This window comes from Daejeonella sp. H1SJ63 (genome assembly GCF_029360775.1).
Lineage (GTDB): Bacteria > Bacteroidota > Bacteroidia > Sphingobacteriales > Sphingobacteriaceae > Daejeonella.
The window spans coordinates 1-2,199 of record NZ_JARKMZ010000015.1; the positions used below are offsets into that span (position 1 = coordinate 1).

The 2,199-nt window shown below is 41.1% G+C and carries 2 protein-coding genes; both read left to right on the forward strand.

Going from position 1 to position 2,199, the window contains the following annotated elements; translation table 11 throughout:
• Positions 1-331 (forward strand): hypothetical protein (locus tag P2W72_RS05505; RefSeq protein WP_276359908.1); only part of this gene is annotated, 331 nt, incomplete at its 5' end.
• 38 nt (positions 332-369) lie between these two features.
• Positions 370-2,199: S8 family serine peptidase (locus P2W72_RS05510; protein ID WP_276359909.1), on the forward strand; the 1,830-nt coding region annotated here is incomplete at its 3' end.

Genomic DNA, 2,199 nt, shown 5'->3' on the forward strand with positions numbered 1-2,199 from the left:
AGGTTATATTATTGGATTTGACCAGTGCACCGCAGGTAAGCAATCTTTTGATGGAAAAGGCTTTGTAATTGTAACGAATGATTTTAAAGATACCCTCGTAACCTATAACCTCCCTGATTCACTTTACCAGTTCCCACCTTCTCATTTTGCATATTACCAATTTTCATTCTTATTTCCTGATTCAGTAAGATCGAAATACAAGGTTTACCTCTCTTACAGAAATATGAAGGAAAATGAGAAAACCTATTCCCTTTGCAGAGGAGACATTTATGATGCGGAAATTACTAAGGCAGTAAAAAGTGAGATAAAAATTTTATGTATCCGTAAATAATAGCAAGTAAAAATATTTATCATCTAAACCTAATAATCATGAAAAGAATAATTACTTTATTCATGCTGATTGTAACAGTAATTTTTGGTTTAATGGCATTTCGCTATTTCCAGACACCGGCATTCTATTATGCCTTTGATGAAAAGATTACAATTTCTCCTCATGAAAACAAAATAATTATAAAGTATTCCGTAGCTAAAGATCAGAGATATACAGCAACTTTAATACATAGTATTGAGAAAGATGCTGAACTAAACTGGCAGGATGATAAGGTGCTGATTATCGAAGCCAGAACCGGGGCGGCAAAAGAAAAGATCAGGGAACGCCTTTTGGCCGAAACAGATATCCTTAGCATACAACCTGTCTTTAAAACTTCTGAAGGGCTTGAATTAGGTTTAACGGATGAGTTTGTATTTAAATTTAAGCCGTCGGTATCTGAAGCACAGATCAATACACTGAATAAGCAGTTTGATGTAACCATTGTAAAATCAAGTGAGGTATATCAGTTAGCCAGGGTTGGAAAAGGAATTGACGTGTTAGAAGTGGCAAATAAATACCAGGAAAGTGGTTTGGTCATTTTTTCGCACCCGAATTTTATTGCTCAGATCGAGAAACACCAGGTACTACCCAATGATCAGTTTTTTAATAACCAGTTTAATTTGCATAATACAGGGCAGGTTTTCAATGATGGCCATTCTGGGGCGGCTGATGCAGATATTGATGCCCCCGAGGCATGGACAATGACTACAGGTAATAATGCAATCATTATTGCCGTATTGGATGAAGGCGTATCACCGGACCATCCTGATTTGCCTAATACAAGGCAGGTGCGGCTTAACGGGAGTAATTTTGGCAATGGCGACCCTAACGATCCTTCTCCTCAGAATAATAACAATCATGGAAATAGTTCTGCGGGATTAATTGCTGCAAGCCAAAATAACAATGAGGGTATTTCCGGGATTGCCCCTAACTGCCGGATTATGCCAGTCAGGATTTTTAACGGGGATTGTTCAGGAATTGCTGTTGACAGATTAGCAGCGGCCATAGATTTTGCCAGGCTAAATGGGGCGGATATTATTTCGAATAGCTGGGGGTTTGGACGGGGTGCTACAAATCCAAATTTATTCCCGGTAATTGTCGAGGCAATTCAGACTGCAACAACTCAGGGAAGAGGGGGCTTAGGTTGTGTGGTTGCGTTTTCTGCAAGTAATTCCGCTGATCATGCTATAGGAGATAATGGTGAAATTAGATTTCCAAGCAATGTAAATATCGCAGGCGTGCTGACAGTTGGCGCATCCGATAGGAATGACCTTCAGGCAAATTACAGTCCAACGAGTAATCCTGCAAGTGGAAATAACCAGATAATCGATATTGTTGCCCCATCACACAGGGCTTATCCAAATCAAATTGCCGGTGAGACATTTGAAGTTTGGACAATGGACATTCCGGGCAATGTTGGATATAATCCCTGGCCGTCTAATATCGGCAACTGCCAATTTGTTAATCCTCCATTTGTTGGGGAACAAATACCGGGTGCAGGGGTTAACTTTAACGCATATACCGCCAGATTTGGTGGCACGTCGGCATCGTGCCCGCAGGTTGCAGCAGTAGCGGCTTTAGTCCTTTCAATGAATCCTAATCTTACCCAACAACAGGTATTTGATATTTTGACTAATTCTGCTGATGATGTGGGCGGTTATAATTACACTAACGGAGTAAGCAATGAACTCGGAGGAGGCAGACTTAATGCTTGTGCTGCGGTAACTCGAACTTTGGCAATCTCCGGCCCTGATAATTTCTGCACCAGCGGGACTTATACAATTAATCTGCCAGCAGGCGCAACAGTCAGCTGGAGCGTCAGTCCGTCA